Source organism: Mesorhizobium sp. C268A, from assembly GCF_040324475.1.
In the GTDB taxonomy this organism is placed as follows: Bacteria; Pseudomonadota; Alphaproteobacteria; order Rhizobiales; family Rhizobiaceae; genus Mesorhizobium.
Map to the genome: position 1 here is coordinate 3,355,879 of NZ_JAMYVX010000001.1, position 14,243 is coordinate 3,370,121.

General features: G+C 64.7%; 16 protein-coding genes. 7 read left to right on the plus strand and 9 right to left on the minus strand.

The features are described from left to right. Positions 1–40 precede the first annotated feature (40 nt). The 4 genes from NKL06_RS16235 to NKL06_RS16250 all read left to right on the plus strand — a co-directional run bounded on the left by NKL06_RS16235 (position 41) and on the right by NKL06_RS16250 (position 2,379). Complete coding sequence (locus NKL06_RS16235) at positions 41–652, plus strand: LysE family translocator (RefSeq protein WP_023687486.1); 612 nt, start codon at positions 41–43, stop codon at positions 650–652. 113 nt (positions 653–765) lie between these two features. Then, the gene (locus NKL06_RS16240) at positions 766–1,368 is read left to right on the plus strand and encodes an NADPH-dependent FMN reductase (RefSeq protein ID WP_032905888.1); all 603 of its coding nucleotides are present in this window, start codon (positions 766–768) and stop codon (positions 1,366–1,368) included. After that, complete coding sequence (pyrF, locus tag NKL06_RS16245; protein WP_023692991.1) at positions 1,365–2,078, plus strand: orotidine-5'-phosphate decarboxylase; 714 nt, start codon at positions 1,365–1,367, stop codon at positions 2,076–2,078. Before NKL06_RS16240 ends, pyrF begins: the two co-directional genes overlap by 4 nt. 13 nt (positions 2,079–2,091) lie before the next feature. After that, the gene (locus NKL06_RS16250; protein ID WP_023692990.1) at positions 2,092–2,379 is read left to right on the plus strand and encodes a DUF1330 domain-containing protein; all 288 of its coding nucleotides are present in this window, start codon (positions 2,092–2,094) and stop codon (positions 2,377–2,379) included. An 18-nt stretch (positions 2,380–2,397) separates the two neighbouring features. Here the strand turns inward: NKL06_RS16250 and NKL06_RS16255 are convergent, their stop codons facing one another. The 9 genes from NKL06_RS16255 to NKL06_RS16295 form a co-directional block, all read right to left on the minus strand. Beyond that, positions 2,398–3,468 carry a low temperature requirement protein A gene (locus NKL06_RS16255; protein WP_245276555.1) on the minus strand — a complete coding sequence of 357 codons (1,071 nt, stop codon included), beginning with the start codon at positions 3,466–3,468 and terminating at the stop codon, positions 2,398–2,400. Next, entirely contained in the window at positions 3,465–3,650 is a 186-nt protein-coding gene (locus NKL06_RS16260) for a hypothetical protein (protein WP_245267135.1), read from the minus strand. Before NKL06_RS16260 ends, NKL06_RS16255 begins: the two co-directional genes overlap by 4 nt. 90 nt (positions 3,651–3,740) lie before the next feature. Next, positions 3,741–4,802 carry a D-alanine--D-alanine ligase family protein gene (locus NKL06_RS16265; protein WP_023692989.1) on the minus strand — a complete coding sequence of 354 codons (1,062 nt, stop codon included), beginning with the start codon at positions 4,800–4,802 and terminating at the stop codon, positions 3,741–3,743. A 103-nt stretch (positions 4,803–4,905) separates the two neighbouring features. Next, the gene (locus NKL06_RS16270; RefSeq protein ID WP_031208463.1) at positions 4,906–5,781 is read right to left on the minus strand and encodes an SMP-30/gluconolactonase/LRE family protein; all 876 of its coding nucleotides are present in this window, start codon (positions 5,779–5,781) and stop codon (positions 4,906–4,908) included. Next, on the minus strand, positions 5,781–6,422 hold the full coding sequence (locus NKL06_RS16275; protein WP_023692987.1) for a 2-dehydro-3-deoxy-6-phosphogalactonate aldolase: 642 nt from the start codon (positions 6,420–6,422) through the stop codon (positions 5,781–5,783). The genes NKL06_RS16270 and NKL06_RS16275 overlap by 1 nt, the downstream gene beginning before the upstream one ends. A 22-nt stretch (positions 6,423–6,444) precedes the next feature. Beyond that, positions 6,445–7,389, minus strand: coding sequence for a 2-dehydro-3-deoxygalactonokinase (locus tag NKL06_RS16280; RefSeq protein ID WP_023692986.1), 945 nt, complete (start codon positions 7,387–7,389; stop codon positions 6,445–6,447). A 5-nt stretch (positions 7,390–7,394) separates the two neighbouring features. After that, a complete protein-coding gene (locus NKL06_RS16285) occupies positions 7,395–8,162 on the minus strand; it encodes an SDR family NAD(P)-dependent oxidoreductase (protein ID WP_023692985.1) in 768 nt (255 codons plus the stop codon). 169 nt (positions 8,163–8,331) lie between these two features. Further along, positions 8,332–9,681: a putative bifunctional diguanylate cyclase/phosphodiesterase gene (locus tag NKL06_RS16290; protein WP_023681311.1), complete on the minus strand. Its 1,350-nt coding sequence runs from the start codon at positions 9,679–9,681 to the stop codon at positions 8,332–8,334. Between the two features lie 100 nt (positions 9,682–9,781). Continuing rightward, a complete protein-coding gene (locus tag NKL06_RS16295; protein ID WP_245267129.1) occupies positions 9,782–11,578 on the minus strand; it encodes a GtrA family protein in 1,797 nt (598 codons plus the stop codon). A 127-nt stretch (positions 11,579–11,705) separates the two neighbouring features. Between NKL06_RS16295 and NKL06_RS16300 the strand changes: the two genes are divergently transcribed. From NKL06_RS16300 to gshB, 3 genes are all read left to right on the plus strand, one after another. Continuing rightward, the gene (locus NKL06_RS16300; protein WP_023673183.1) at positions 11,706–12,710 is read left to right on the plus strand and encodes a glycosyltransferase; all 1,005 of its coding nucleotides are present in this window, start codon (positions 11,706–11,708) and stop codon (positions 12,708–12,710) included. A gap of 4 nt (positions 12,711–12,714) precedes the next feature. Then, the gene (locus tag NKL06_RS16305) at positions 12,715–13,089 is read left to right on the plus strand and encodes a GtrA family protein (protein WP_023673182.1); all 375 of its coding nucleotides are present in this window, start codon (positions 12,715–12,717) and stop codon (positions 13,087–13,089) included. 134 nt (positions 13,090–13,223) lie between these two features. After that, a complete protein-coding gene (gshB, locus tag NKL06_RS16310; protein WP_023673181.1) occupies positions 13,224–14,177 on the plus strand; it encodes a glutathione synthase in 954 nt (317 codons plus the stop codon). Positions 14,178–14,243 lie beyond the last annotated feature (66 nt).

The window sequence follows — 14,243 nt, forward strand, 5'->3', positions numbered from 1 at the left end:
GCAGGCGTGCGGTACGACGAGACTGAAACTGGAGTATCGCATGAGCTACCTTCCGCAATTCCTGACCCTTGCTTCGGTCTTCCTGCTCGGCGCCATGAGCCCAGGACCCGATTTCGTAGCCGTGACTTCCCATGCGCTGATCAGCCGTCGCGCGGGGTTCCATGTGGCGCTTGGCATTGCCGCAGCGATCATGGTGTGGGCGGCTCTCGCGATGTGTGGCCTGGGCCTCGTACTGACGCAGATTGCATGGGCTCACCTTGCCGTCCGGATCGCCGGTGCCGTGTATCTCGGTTACCTGGGCAGCAAGATCCTTTTGTCGGCTTGGCAGGCGCGGCCACCGCTGGCCGTCGGTGGCGCAGAGACTACGGCTCCTTGGCGAAGCGGATTCGTTGTCGGAATTACAAATCCGAAGACGGCCGCGTTCTTCGCGAGCCTGTTCATATCGGTATTGCCGATGCAGGCTCCGATCTGGGTCCAGGCAGTGTCGCTGGCCATAATCGGGCTGGTCGCGATGGCGTGGTTTGGGCTTGTCGCGCTGATGTTCTCCACAAGAAGGGTTCGGTCGGTATATGGCAGCGTCCGCAGGCCGATAGATGCCTTGCTCGGAGTTGCACTCATCGCGCTGAGTGCAAGAATTGCGGTCACCCACTAGCAATAGCCCAGCTGCTCGGCACACCTTCGCGCGCTTGCCCCCCGATCGTTTCCGTTTTTTGAGCCAGTGCGTTGATTTGCGCAGCCTCTGGCTGTACCTGTCCGGGAACAAGAGTGGCCAATGCTGTGATCGCGAAAATCCTCGTCTTTGCCGGCTCGGTGCGCAGCGGCGCCTTCAGCGGCAGGACCGCCGATGTGGCGCAGAAGGAGCTGGCCATGCAAGGCGCCGAGGTGACGCGCATTTCGCTGGCCGACTATCCGCTGCCGATCATCGACGAGGACCTCGAAAAGGAAAAAGGCGTTCCCGACAACGCCGTGAAGCTTGGCCGGCTGATCGCCGCCAATGACGGGCTGCTGATCGCGACGCCCGAATATAATGGCTCGATCCCGCCATTGCTCAAGAACACGATCGACTGGGTGAGCCGGGTGCGCCTGGATGGCGGCCGGCCGGTGAGGCCGCTTGTCGGCAAGGTCGCCGGCCTGTGCTCGTCTTCCAACGGACATTTCGCCGGGATCCGCTGCATCAACCATCTGCGCGCCGTGCTGGTGCGCTGCCAGCTGGAGATGGTGACGCCGGAATGCTCGGTATCCGATGGCGGCAATGCCTTCGACGGCGACGGCAATTTCAGGGATGATAGACTGACCAAATCGATGGAGCACCTATGCCGCACGCTGATCGAAACCTCGCGCATGCTGTCGACCCGGACCGGGGCATGATTTCCACAGCCATGCAGGCCCATACGATGAGAGACAGGCTGATCGTCGGCCTCGACGTGCCGACGGTGAAAGAGGCCGAACAGGCGGTGCGCGAACTCGACGGCGTCGTCTCCTTCTACAAGATCGGCTATCAGTTGGCCTTCGCCGGCGGGCTCGACTTCGCCAGGGAGTTGGCCAGCGGCGGCACGAAGATCTTCCTCGACATGAAGCTGCTCGACATAGACCACACCGTGGCGAAGGGTGTCGAGAACATCGTGCGCATGGACATGACGATGCTGACCATCCATGCCTATCCCAAGGCGATGAAGGCAGCTGTGGAAGCGTCGCGCGGCAGCGACCTGTGCCTGCTGGCGGTCAGCGTGCTGACCTCGATGGACGAGCAGGACGTGATCGACGCCGGCTATGAATACGACCCGCACACGCTGGTGCTGAGGCGCGCCGAACAGGCGCTGCATGCAGGCATGGGCGGCGTCGTCTGCTCGGCCGAGGAGGCGGAAGCGGTGCGCCGCATCGTCGGACCCGACCTGGCGGTGGTGACGCCGGGGATACGGCCCAAGGGCAGCGACCATGGCGACCAGAAACGCGTGATGACGCCCGGCCAGGCGATCCGCAACGGCTCCAGCCATCTTGTTGTGGGCCGGCCAATCGTGGCGGCAAGCGACAGGCGCGCGGCGGCGGAAGCCATACTGGAAGAGATGCGCGCCGCGTAACGAGGAGAAGAAAATGCCCAAGGGATACTGGGTGGCCCGCGTCGATGTGCGCGACGTCGAAGGCTACAAGGACTATGTCGCTGCCGCCAAGCTCGCTTTCGACCGTTTCGACGTGAAGTTCCTTGCCCGTGGCGGTGAGCATGAAAAGGCCGAGGGGCCTGGCCGCGCCCGCAATGTCATTATCGAGTTCGAATCGCTCAGCGCGGCGCACGATTGCTACCACTCGCCGGAGTACCAGCGCGCCGTCGCCATCCGTCAGAAAGTAGCCGATGGCGAGATCGTGCTGGTCGAGGGTATCTGACGCGCGAAGCTGCTCTGCTCAGTGCGGCGCTTCCTCCTGCGCCAGCACCTCCAGTTGATGGCGGTGCCCCGACAGCTCATAGCCGACAACGGTGACGGCCGGCGCTAGCGTGAGTAAGATGAGGCAGACCGCCATGTCGACGCCGGCAAGGGCGGCGATGATGGCAAGTGCGACGACCGCAGCCGTTCCCGCCAGCAGCCAGACATGGAGGGGATCGAAGCGCTGGACGAGATAATAATACAGCGCGTAGATCGCCCCCAGGAACACGCCTAGCGGAATGGCGACCGAGAGCAGGGTCGCTACCGGGCCGATATGGGCCTTGTGCTCGATGAAATAGGCCGCGACATGCAGCCCGGCGCCGGTGGCGACGATGGCCGCCACGATCAGCATCTGGCCATAGCCCCAGACAAAAGAGCGATTGCGGTGCTGGTGCAGCACCGTCCCCGAGGGCAGCATGTAATAGACCCACCACATGCCGAAGGTGAGACCCATTCCGGCAATGCCAATCAAGGCGGCATCGAGGTTCCAGCCCTGCTCCTCGACCACGGCCGACAGCGTCGCCAGCGTGCCGACCACCCCTTCGCCCAGCGCGATGATGGCGAAGAGGCTGTAGCGCTCGGCGACGTGATGCGCGTGCCAGGGCGTGCCGCCATCCCGGCGTTCGGCGATGACCGGTCCGGCCAGCTCGATGAGAAGCAGGACCGCGCCGAAAGCCAGGCTCGTCGCCAGCGAGAAATCGACCAGGATCTGCACCACCCAGCCGATCTGGGCGATCGCGATGGCGATGGCATAGGTGAGACAGGCACGCCGCCGCCCAGGGTCCTGCCGCGCCGCGCGCAGCCATTGGAAGATCATGGCGACGCGCATGATGACGTAGCCCAGCACCATGACCGAATTGTTGAGGTGTTCGCCATGCTCGATCGAGGCGAACATGCGCGGCAGGCCGATGGCCAGCACCAGCACGCCGATCATCTGCACCATGGTGACGAGGCGGAAGATCCAATCGTCGGTGTCATAGGCGGAGGAAAACCAGGAGAAATTGATCCACGCCCAGCAGATGGCGAAGCTGGCAAAGCCGAAGCCGATCAGCGCCGCCGCGTAGTTGCCCTCGGCAAGGCGTGCGCCAGTTGCGCGGCGGCAAGGCTGAAGGCGGTGACGAAGGTCAGATCGAACAGCAGCTCGAGCGGCGTGGCGACGCGATGCGCCTCGTGCGGATCGCGCCCGGCCATGCGCCTGATGTGATGGTGGAGGGAGCTTGCTGGTGTGCTCATCGCGCGGCCTTGCCTGAGGACTGTCCCGCGACACTAAAGGTGGAGCAAAAGCCGTCAAGGCGCGGTAGGTCGCGCTGGTCCCTCGACCGTTCAGATCGCCTGTCGGTTCAGTCGGTTCGCCGCCGTCTCGGCAACCGCATCGGCCAGCGTCATGCCCCATTGCATCAGGCAATAGGCGCGGAAATCGAAGCAGGGCAGGCCGGGACAGACCTCGAACTCGATGAGGTGGACATGGTCGTTAGCCTCGACCCTGAAATCGAGGGAAAACACGTCTCGCAGGCCGAGCCCGCTGACCAGCCGCTCGGCGATGCGGCGGATGGTTGCCGCGGCTGCCGGCTGGGTGTCGGCAACCGCCTCCAGCACCGGCTCGCTGTATAGTCCAGCCGCCTTGGCGGCCTCGCCGGTGTCGCCGTAAAGCGCCATCGAGTCCGCCATGGTCTGGAAATCGCCGCCGGAGTCGACGAATGCAACGCCGAGCGCTTCCGCCCCGGCATCCGTTTGCAGCCCAAGGAAGCTGGCGCGGACATTGCGACCGCCGACATAGGGCTGGACGACGACATCGTCGCGATAAGCGGCATAGACCCGCCGGCTAAGCTCCAGCGCATGGGCCAGGTCGTTGCAGCGTGAATCCGGCCAGATGCCTACCTTGGAGCCGAGCCGGTTCGGCTTGACGAACCAGCCGGCTTCCGAAGCTGGCGGGTCGGCCAGCCAGCGGCCGTCGCGGGCCAGGCCTGCCTGCGGCGCCGGCAGGCCGAGCGCGCAAAGCACGGCGCCGGAACGGAACTTGTCCTGGCAAAGCGCGAACAGCGCATCGTCGGCTCCGATGGTTCTAAGCCCATTCAGCCTGGCAAGTGCGGGCGCTGCAGCACCGCGGAAATAGGCAATGCCGTCGGTCAGCGTCCAGACCAGCGTGGTTGCGGGATCGGCCTTCGCCAGCGCGCTTGCCGCATCGTCGAATGCAACCGGCATAAAGGCGAGGCCGCGCCGCCCGCAAGCGGCGGTGATTTCATCGAATTCGGGCGCGAGATCGGTCGATTGCGCCAGATAAGACGAGATTTCCAAGGCGCGCTCGGCGGGAAAGCCGTCGGCGACCAGCCTGTCGAAACAGGCCTTTTCCGGCTCGTGGACGAGGATCAAGGTCGGGCGCGGCATGGGTCAAAGCTTCTCGGTGATGCAGCCACACCATCGCACGGCCAATGCGATCGGCTTGCGCGAAATCGACCCGCGCCCGACGCCTGCACGACAACCGGTACGCTCAGGCGATCAGCACGCGCGGCTCGAAGCGGCCGTTGACGGGGATGTCGAGCAGGAAGGTCATGCCGGCCTGTGGGTCAAGCTTGCGCTGCTTGTCGTCCTTGCCGTTCCAGGCCGAGGTCACCGCCAGCCGATCGGCCTTGGCGCCGACAAAGGCCGGGCACGAGGACTGCCCCGCCGGCGTGGCAATCTCGCGCAACAATGTGCCGTCCGGCGCATAAGCCTTCACCGCCTTGCCGCCCCAGACCGCGTTCCACAGCACGCCGTCGCGGTCGACGACCGAGCCATCGACATAGCCCTTCGACGAGCGATGGTCGACGAACACTTTGGACTCGCCGATCGGCAGACCCGTTGCCGGATCGCAGGCGACGCGCATCAACAGGCCGGTCGCGGTATCGGTGTAGTAAGCGATCGTTCCATCCTGCGAGAAACAGATCGAGTTCGACACGGTGATGCCGGTGTAAAGCGTGCGCAGCTCGCCCTTGAAGAACCAGTAGATGGAGCCGGCGCCCTTCTCCTCACCCTTGCCCATGGTGCCGACCCAGAAGGCGCCACAAGGGTGGACGCGCGAATCGTTGGAGCGGGTCAGCGCATTGTCGGCCTCGATGGCCGTATGCAGCGTCAGCTTGCCGGTCGAGACGTCGCGGACATGCAGGCCAGTCTCGGTGGCGATGAGCTGGCGATTGCCATCGACAATGGCGATGGCGCTGGCCATCTGACCGAGCTCATGGACTTTCCGCGCGCCGGACGTGACACCCTGCTCCAGCAGCAGGCCGTTGACAATGTCGAACCAGAACAGCGTATCGGTGGCGGGATCGTAGCTCGGCCCCTCGCCGAGCTCGCAGACATGGTCCGAGAAAACCGAAACGTTGTCCATCATGCCGCTCCGCCGAAGGCCGCATCCCAGGCCATTACCGCCGCCCGGGCACGCGTGGCCACCTCGTCGACGCTCATGCCGGGTTTGAACAGGCTGGAGCCAAGACCGAAAGCGGTCACCCCAGCGGCTTTGTAGCCGGCAAAGTCTTTCTCGGAAACGCCGCCGACGGCGCCGACCACGGTATCGGCCGGCAGCACGGCCCGCATCGCCGAAATGCCGCTAGGCCCGAGCACGCTTGCCGGGAAGAATTTGAGCGCCGAAGCCCCAAGCCTAATCGCCTGAAAAGCTTCGGTGGGGGTGAACACGCCTGGCATCGTCACCATGCCGTGGTGCATGGCGCGGGCCATGACGTCGGCATCGATGTTGGGGCTGACCAGCAGCCTCCCGCCGGCCTTGGCCAAGGCGTCGACATCGGCTGAAGTCAGCACCGTGCCGGCGCCGACCAGCGTCGTCTTGGGCAATGCGGTGACAATGCTGGCGATCGATGAAAACGGCTCCGGCGAATTGAGCGGCACCTCGATGGCTTCGATACCGGCGTCAAACAGCGCCTGGCCGATGGCAACCGCCTCGCTGGGTTTGAGGCCGCGCAGAATGGCGACAAGACCACGCTTCAGCTTCGGGAAAGGTGCGGTCTGGGTCACGCTGTTACTCCACTCTGGTGAGTCATTTGGCGATCATGCCATTTTCCCGCGCTGCCTCGATAAGGCCGGCACGCACCGCCTCGTCGGCGTCGACCGTCCTGACGGCAAGCCCTGCAAGGTCTAGCGCCTGGCGGTAGAGGGCTGCTAGCGAGCCGGACGCAACCAGCACGATTGCGGTGGTGCTTTCGCCATAGCGGCGGCCCGCCGAGGCGATCTCGCCGCCGATCAGCAGGCCGGACAGGCAAGCGGCGGCATCGTCGGCCTTGAGGTTCTGCAGCAAGCCGGCGGCGCGGATCGAGAACAGCCGCGAGGTGACATCGCCGCCCTCCGCCAAAGCCTTGCGGCACCATTCCTGGAAGAACGGATTGTCCGGAGTGACCGGCTTCGGGCTCTCGCCCAGCGAATGGCGCAGGATAGAGTGAGTGGCCAGCACCGAAAACAGCTCGCCGGTCGGCCAGGTGCAGAAGCCGTCGACCGCGCCGTCTGCGACCAGAACCCATTTCGAATGGGTGCCGGGCATGCAGACGAGATGGCGACCTTTTGCCGGCAAACCGGCGCCGGCAAGCTGGGTTTCCTCGCCGCGCATTACGTCCGGCGCATCTTCCAGGCGCTGCGCCAGGCCAGGCACGATGCGGATGTCGCGGCTCTGGCCGGGAATGCGGGCGGCCCCCGCGAGAATGGCACTGAGCGGCGCCGGCACGGTGACGTAAGGCGCTTCCAGCCAACCCTGGCGCGAGCCGGCCATGCCGCAGATGATGACCGGCAGTGTGTCAGGTGCGCCGAGCGCCGCCAGATGGCCCTCGAGGATGGTCGAAAAGCCTTTTTGCTGCGCGGTGATCAACCCATCATCGCCGCGACGCTCGGCAAGCACCCCGCCCGCCCCGTCGACCAGCCAGACCCGCATGCGGGTCGTGCCCCAGTCGACGGCGGCGACTGCCGGCGTGCCTTTTGCCGGATTTTGATTCACCGGACTCACAGGAAACCCCCGTCGACGATCAACATCTGCGCCGTCAGCATACGCGCGGCGTCGGAGGCCAGGAACAGCACTGTGCCGACGATGTCGTCGGGCTGCATGACCTGCTTGATGCATTGCTTGGCGACATGGGCGGCGAGCCTCTCCTCGGTGACCCAGAGTTCCCGCTGCCGCTCGGTGATCACCCAGCCCGGCGCAATCGCATTGACGCGGATGCCGTCGACCCCAAGCTTGCCCGCGAGACCTTTGGTGAGGCCGAGTATGCCGGCCTTGGCGGCGGTGTAGGCCGGCATATCGGGGTGGTTGATGAGATAGGAGGTTGAGGTGAAGTTGATGATCGACCCGCCGCCGGCCCGCTTCATGCCCGGCGCGACCGCCTGTGCGGTGAAGAAATGCGGGCGCAGATTGACGGCGAGATTGTTGTCCCAGAACTCGACGGTAACGTCGGCGACCTCGTGGCGTTCGTCCCAGGCGGCATTGTTGACCAGCACGGTGACGTCGCCATGCGCCTCAGCCGCTTTGGCGGCCGAAGCGCGCAACGCCTCGACGTCACGCAAATCGGTCTTGAGGTAGAGCGGTCGCCGGCCAAGTTCTTTTTCGACGCGGTCGGCAAGCAGCGTGCTTAGGCCATCGGCGATGTCGATGAAGGCGACATGGGCGCCCTGGCGAACGAAGCCCTCGGTCAGTGCCGCACCAATTCCGGAACCGCCGCCGGTGATCAGCACCGAGGCTCCCCTGAGGTCGGCAAAATCGGCCGATGGCATCATATTTTTCTCTCCCGATCCGGTCGGCGCGCATCCTATCCAGCCAAGTCCGGGGAGCAAGGGCGAAAACGGCGATTTGTTTGGCTTATGTCAGACAAAAGGACGCAAGATGGCGGCCACAGTCGATCTTGGCTCGCACCGCTGACTTGCTCGACGCAGGCAAGACCGCCGGTCAGACTGCCTTGGCGTAGAGGGCGCCGCGATAGGAATCGCGGAGGTAGCCGAGCGTGGCGTCGGCGTCGACCGGTTTGCCGAAGAGATAGCCCTGGCCGCCGGCGCAGCCGAACTGGACGAGGCGGTCGGCCTGCGCCTCCTCCTCGATGCCTTCGGCGACGACATCCATGCCGAGCCCTTCGCACATGGCCAGAATGGCGCGGATGATGTGTTCCGACGGGCGGTCGTCGAGGATCGAGGAGACGAAGGCGCGGTCGATCTTGAGCTTGTCGAAATGGAATTCGCGCAAGCGGCCGAGCGAGGACTGGCCGGTGCCGAAATCGTCGAGCGAGACTCGGATGCCGACGCGACGCAGGTCCTCGACGATCTTCTCGGCCGAGGCCGGATCGTTCATCAGGCCGGTTTCGGTGATCTCGATCTCCAGCCGTCGCGGATCGAAGCCGGTGCGGTCGAGGATCGACAATATGTGCAGGCCGGTGTTCTGGTCGACGAGTTGCGAGGGCGACAGGTTGAAGGACAGGAACAGGTCCTTCGGCCAGCTGCGCGCCGCTTCGGTCGCCTTGCGCAGCACCAGCTGCGATAGCGGGCCGATGATGCCGCGCTCTTCGGCGATCGGGATGAACACGGTCGGCGGCACCACGCCGAGGTCGCGATCGGTCCAGCGCGCCAGCGTCTCGAAGCCGATGGTGCGGCGGGTGGTCAAATCGACGATGGGCTGGAAATGCGGTTCGACCTCACCGGCCGAGACGGCACGGCGCAGCGCCTGTTCGATGCGGGTGACGCGCTTGGCCGCCTCTTCCATTTCGCGGGTGTAGACGACGACGCGGCCACGGCCCGAACGCTTGGCGTGGTAGAGCGCCGTTTCGGCCTTGTTGACGAGGATTTCCGTGGTTTCGTCGCCGGAATAAAACAGCGAGCAGCCGACCGAGGCCGAAAGCCTGGCGGTGCGTTCGCCGACATCGTAGGGCGCCGACAGGATTTCGATCATCATGCGCGACTTCTCGGCCGCCGCCTCCTCCGAGAACACCATCGGGTAGAGGAAGGCGAATTCGTCGGCACCGATGCGGCAGACGGTGGAGTGGCTGTCCATCGAGGCGCGCAGCCGCATCGCCACCTGGATCAATATGTCGTCGCCGGCCTTGTGGCCGAACAGATCGTTGATCGGCTTGAAGCCGTCGAGGTCGAGAATGCCGACCGTGAACGGCGCGGGATCGTCTGCACGGTCGCTGATCAGGCGATCGACCTTGTCGAAGAAGCGGCGATGGTTGCCAAGCCCGGTCAGCGCATCGGTGAACGCCAGATCCGAGTTTTCCCTGCTTGCCTGCCCGGTGCCAAACGTCGTTTGCATCGGTATCCCTGTTTGTGACGCCCGAAATTTAGGCTGAGACTGGCAGCAAAGCGTTTAGGAAGCGTATCGCGAAATCGATTTTTCGCTGGCGAATGATGCTTTAGCGGACGCGGTAGAGTTCGACCGGGGTTCCGCGCGTTTCGGCCACCGGTTCGAGCCAATCGGGGACGCTTCCCTGCATCAGCCTGGCCAGGAAGCCTTGCGGCGCCTTGGCGGCAAGCATCTTGCTTTCGGCGCTGCCGCGGCAGAGCGCCATCAGGCCGACGTGGTGAGCCGCCGCGATCATCCTCGCCTGGTCCGCCGATCCGAGGAAGGCATCGAGCGCAAGCAGATCGCCGGCGATGTTGCGATGATAGGGGCCGGCAAAGACGCGGTGCCCGGAATAGGCCAGGATGGGCGAGCCGAGATTGGAAATGGCAAGCACCGTGGTGTCCGGCAGCCGGGCCAACGCCGCGAAGGAGGCCTTGCGCTCGCAGGACGGATCGCTGTCGGTGTCCTGTGCCTCGACCGAGACCTTGTTGGCCTCGAATACGCTCGACGTCGCGGCGGCAGCACCGGCCCAGACGGCATTCACCGACACCACCCAGACCGCCGCCATGCGCAGCGATACGCTGCGCGCAGGGCTGATCCTCGCCCGTTCGCGCCAGCTTGCGATCCAGGCCGACAGCGGGATGACGGCAAAGGCGATCGAGAATGTCGAGCCGCGGACCTGCCAGGCGCTGACGATGAAGGCGCCGACCAGCAAGGCGCCGAGGAGGCTGTCCTGGCGGCGCCATGGTCCGCGCAGGCGAAGCGCCATCAGCGCGGTCGCCACCAGCGGCGTGACATAGCGCGCCGCCAGCGAGGCCGGCTCATTGACGGCAATACTGAACAGCGACTGCGCCTCGTCGATGTGATCGAGCCACAATTCCTTGAGGCGCGGATCGAGAGTTGCGTAGGGAGCCGCAAGGCATTGCGGAAACAGCGCCGCGACAACGGCGCCCAGCACAAGCGCGAGCAGGCCGAGCGAAATCAGGCGGCGTCCGGCCGTGCCGTTGGACACCTTGAGCGACGTCACGGCGGCAAGGCCCAGTCCGGCGATTGCCGCGACGACGAATTGCACGGCCGAGAAGGCATCGCACTGCGCCTGGCCCCAGGCCGATGGCGGGATGGTGCTGACGAAGACCAGGGCTGAATTCCCGGCAAAGCCGAGACCGAAATCCCTGGCGATCCGGCGTTCGCCGCCGGGATCGACGACGAACAGCAAAGCGATGCAGGCGCCGATGGTGGCGACATAGGGCGCGGTTTCCATGCCGACGGCCAGCGTCAGGGCCGCGCACAGGCCGGAAGTCAGGGCCGCCCAGCGACGCGTCGGCGCCTCGAGCAGCAGGCTGAGGCTGGCCATGGTCAGCGTCAGCTGGACATTGTGATGATCGAGCGCACCCGGCAAGAAAATGCCGATGAAATGCAGCGCCGCCGCGCCGATGACGATAGCGGGCAGCACGGCGCCGACGCCGGCGAAGCTGCGTGCCGCACGGGCTGTAAAAAACACCGCCAGGCAAAACAGCAGCGACGGCCACAGCACCTGTGCGATCACTTCGGCCATGGCCATGCTGCCGGTCAGCGCCGAGGCGGCGAGGATGATGGCGGCGAGCGGTGCGTCGACCAGCCGCGACCAGTGCATGACGAAACCGCCTTCCGGCCCCATCCTGTACTGATGCAGGTCGAACCAGCCCTGGCCGGCCAGCATGTCGCGAACCTCGACCAGCCGCAGCAGGCTGTCATTGTCGCCGCCGGCATTGCTCAATTCGCGAAAGCCCGTGGCGGCATTGACGGCCAGCACCACCAGCATGGCAAGCAGCGCCAGCGTCATATCGGACTTCCAGGAGGAAGCACCCGCCTTGGCTGCGTTCATCATCATGACCTTCGTCGGAAAGACTGCGGCCTTAAACCTAGCCTTAACAGCTTCAATAAATAGTAAAGTCGCCTGAGCGAGTCCGCATATGAGCGCGGCCGGAGGCTCCGCCGGGTGTCGGGAGACGGAAATGCCGCACGAAGTCCGCCACGAGCCGGCCATTGCCGTGCTCCTGCCTTGCTACAATGAGGAACTGACCATCGCCGAGGTGGTGCGGCGCTTTCGCGAGACGCTGCCATCGGCCGACATCTATGTCTATGACAACAATTCGCGCGACCTGACGGCATTAAAGGCCCGCGCAGCGGGCGCCATCGTCGTCCGCGAGCCGCGCCAGGGCAAGGGCAATGTCGTGCGGCGCATGTTCGCCGACATCGATGCGGACATCTATCTGATGGCCGATGGCGACGGCACCTATGCGCCGGAAGATGCCTCGCTGCTGATCAACATCCTGCAGACCGAGCGCTGCGACATGGTGGTAGGCACCAGGCGCGGCGTCACCGACGATGCCGGCCGTTCCGGCCATGCCTTCGGCAACCGCATCTTCAATAGCCTCTACAAGCGGCTGTTCGGCGCCGACTTCACCGACATCTTCTCCGGCTACCGCGTCTTCTCGAGGCGCTTCGTCAAGAGCTTTCCCGCCGTTTCCGGCGGCTTCGAGATCGAGACCGAAATGTCGGTGCATGCCTCGCAGCTGAAACTGCCGGTGAGCGAGATCGCGCTCGATTATGGCCGCCGGCCTGAGGGATCGTCGTCGAAGCTGTCGACCTATCGCGACGGCGCCAGGATCCTGTGGATGTTCGCCATGCTGATGAAGGAGACGCAGCCGCTGCGCTTCTTCGGCGCCTTCGCCATTTTCTTCCTGGCATCGAGCCTTACCCTGATGACGCCGGTGCTGATCGAATTCGCCCAGACCGGCCTCGTGCCGCGCATGCCGACCTGGGTGCTGTCGGTCGGCCTGCTGCTCTTGTCGATGCTTGCGATGGTGACCGGACTGATCCTCGATTCGGTATCGCGCGGACGCGCCGAGCAGAAGCGCATTTTCTATCTCTCCGTCCCGTCGGGCCGGGTCGAACGGCGCGAACGCACGAGCGAAACAGCGAAGGCCGAACCGGGCAAGACGCCCCGGGCCGCCTGAGGCCGTGAGCCGGCTCGCCCGCTTCGTCCTGGCCGGCGGCGTTGGTTTCGTCGCCGATGCCGCGGTGCTCTGGCTGTTCTTGGCGGTGACGCCGCTCGGTCCCTTCGTCGCCCGTGTCCTGTCGATCGGCTTTGCGCTGTGCGTCACCTGGCAGATCAACCGGCACCTGACCTTTTCGCCGTCGAGCCGCGGCGTGGCGCAGGAGGGCGCGCGCTATGGCGGCGTCGGCATCGCCACCAGCATTGTCAACTATCTCGTCTACTGCGCCATCCTGTTCGCGCTGCCGGCAATGCCGCCGCTGGCGGCACTTGCCGTCGCCTCGCTGGTCGCCATGGCGCTGTCCTTCCTCGGTTACTCCCGGCTGGTCTTCGACCGGTAAAGGTCTGGGCCAAGCAAGCGCGATTGGCAGAAGCCGCCAAGTTCCGTATATCGGCGACTTGCCTTGCCGCAATTCCGGACGGAAAACCACTACGCACTTTTCCTGGACTTGCTCGACCCGCTGGAGACCAGAAGATGACCCTGAAGATCGCCGTCCAGATGGACCATGTCTCCACCGTCTCGATCGCCGGCGACACGTCCTTTGCGCTGTCGCTGGAGGCGCAGCGGCGCGGCCACCAATTGTTCCACTACACGCCCGACCGGCTGTCGATGCTGGGCGGCAAGGTGTTTGCCCGCATCGAAGAGATGAAGCTCCGCGACGAGAAGGGCAATCATTATACGCTGGGCGACAAGGTGCGCACCGACCTGTCGGAGATGGATGTGATCCTGCTGCGCCAGGATCCGCCCTTCGACATGAATTACATCACCACCACGCATATTCTGGAGCGCATTCACCCGAAGACATTGGTCGTCAACGACCCGGCCTGGGTGCGCAACAGCCCGGAAAAGATCTTCGTCACCGAATTCCCCGATCTGATGCCCGAAACGCTGATCACCAAGGATCCCCAGGAGGTCGCGGCCTTCCGCAAGGAATTCGGCGACATCATCGTCAAGCCGCTCTATGGCAATGGCGGCGCCGGCATCTTCCATCTCAAGGAAGACGATCGCAACCTCGCCTCACTGCTCGAAATGTTCGCCCAGCTGTCACGCGAGCCGTATATCGTCCAGCGCTATCTGAAGGATGTGCGCAAGGGCGACAAGCGCATCATCCTGATCGACGGCGAGGCGGTCGGCGCCATCAACCGCGTGCCGGCCGACCACGATTCTCGCTCCAACATGCATGTCGGCGGCCGCGCCGAAAAGACTGAGCTGACGGAGCGCGAACGCGAGATTTGCGCCCGCATCGGCCCGTCGCTGAAAGAGCGCGGCTTCATCCTGGTCGGCATCGACGTGATCGGCGACTACATGACCGAGATCAACGTGACCTCGCCAACCGGCGTGCGCGAAGTGCAACGCTTTGGTGGCGCGGATATCGCCAGCCTGTTCTGGGACGCGGTAGAGGCGAAGCGGCGGAATTTGGCCGCGTAGTGTGCGTTGCTACGGAGGACTTTGGTGGGTCCAGAGAAGCATCGAAAGATGCTCTTTATCGGGTAA

What these genes read in the sequence shown, in the direction of transcription:
- NKL06_RS16235 (WP_023687486.1), top strand. Translation starts at nt 41, where the DNA reads ATGAGCTACCTTCCGCAATTCCTGACCCTTGCTTCGGTCTTCCTGCTC.
- pyrF (WP_023692991.1), top strand. Translation starts at nt 1,365, where the DNA reads ATGATTTCCACAGCCATGCAGGCCCATACGATGAGAGACAGGCTGATC.
- NKL06_RS16250 (WP_023692990.1), top strand. Translation starts at nt 2,092, where the DNA reads ATGCCCAAGGGATACTGGGTGGCCCGCGTCGATGTGCGCGACGTCGAA.
- NKL06_RS16260 (WP_245267135.1), bottom strand. Translation starts at nt 3,650, where the DNA reads ATGAGCACACCAGCAAGCTCCCTCCACCATCACATCAGGCGCATGGCC.
- NKL06_RS16265 (WP_023692989.1), bottom strand. Translation starts at nt 4,802, where the DNA reads ATGCCGCGCCCGACCTTGATCCTCGTCCACGAGCCGGAAAAGGCCTGT.
- NKL06_RS16270 (WP_031208463.1), bottom strand. Translation starts at nt 5,781, where the DNA reads ATGGACAACGTTTCGGTTTTCTCGGACCATGTCTGCGAGCTCGGCGAG.
- NKL06_RS16285 (WP_023692985.1), bottom strand. Translation starts at nt 8,162, where the DNA reads ATGATGCCATCGGCCGATTTTGCCGACCTCAGGGGAGCCTCGGTGCTG.
- NKL06_RS16290 (WP_023681311.1), bottom strand. Translation starts at nt 9,681, where the DNA reads ATGCAAACGACGTTTGGCACCGGGCAGGCAAGCAGGGAAAACTCGGAT.
- NKL06_RS16295 (WP_245267129.1), bottom strand. Translation starts at nt 11,578, where the DNA reads ATGATGAACGCAGCCAAGGCGGGTGCTTCCTCCTGGAAGTCCGATATG.
- NKL06_RS16300 (WP_023673183.1), top strand. Translation starts at nt 11,706, where the DNA reads ATGCCGCACGAAGTCCGCCACGAGCCGGCCATTGCCGTGCTCCTGCCT.
- gshB (WP_023673181.1), top strand. Translation starts at nt 13,224, where the DNA reads ATGACCCTGAAGATCGCCGTCCAGATGGACCATGTCTCCACCGTCTCG.